Source organism: Kosmotoga sp. (assembly GCF_982836095.1).
On record NZ_CEYIHJ010000039.1, the window covers coordinates 11,718 to 12,537 of the forward strand.

1 protein-coding gene is annotated in these 820 nt (G+C 41.6%); it reads left to right on the top strand.

The genetic code is table 11. The features are described 5' to 3' along the window. Positions 1 to 268: 268 nt before the first annotated feature. Positions 269 to 820: ATP-binding cassette domain-containing protein (locus AC3LHT_RS04170; RefSeq protein WP_488662072.1), on the top strand; the 552-nt coding region annotated here is incomplete at its 3' end.

Sequence of the window (820 nt, forward strand, 5' to 3'; positions counted from 1 at the left end):
ACTAAAAGCCCAAACGCCACAAAACACGTTGATGTCGTGTTCAGCTTACAGAGATTTTGTTTCAGAGTTATGCACGCGCACAAAGGGGGTATTTTATCTCCATAACAAAGATTGGCAGCACTGAGCTTTAGATCTTGCAGCTACCTGTGATAGAATTTCATTGAAACCACTTTCGAAGGGTGATAAGATGCGCAGATAATTCCACCTTCTAAAAAGCACCAAAATCCAAATGGCAGTAGCCATCTATTTTTCCATTGGAGGTGGAATTATGCTTCATATAAAACAACTTCGCTTTTCATTCGGCGCAAATGAAGTGCTTAAAGGTGTAAATCTGAATATCCTTCCCGGCGAAATCGTTGCCCTGCTTGGGGCGAACGGTTCTGGCAAGACTACTTTACTCAATCTTATCAGGGGTATCTTGAAACCAGATTCCGGGACAATTGCGCTGGGAAACGCGGTAAAACTCGCCTTTCTTCCTCAGGAAATTCCATCATTTGAAGGGAACACCATAGAATTTCTACTTGAAGCTTTTCCGAAAGTAGGGAAGCTGTATAAAGTCGTATCTTCGCTTTCAGTAGATTCTTCAGGTTACCCGGAGATGATAAGCGAATATCATGATCTTGGCGGTTTTGAGCTTGAAGCAAAAATCAAATCGGAAATTCTAAAATATGGCTTTGTTGAGGAAGATTTGCTTCGCCCTTTTTCGAGTTTTTCAATGGGGCAACAAAGATTATGGGCGATTTTTCGAGTACTTTTAGCCGAAGCCGATCTTTTCTTGCTCGATGAACCTACAAACCATCTCGATTTGCAAATGTGTCAA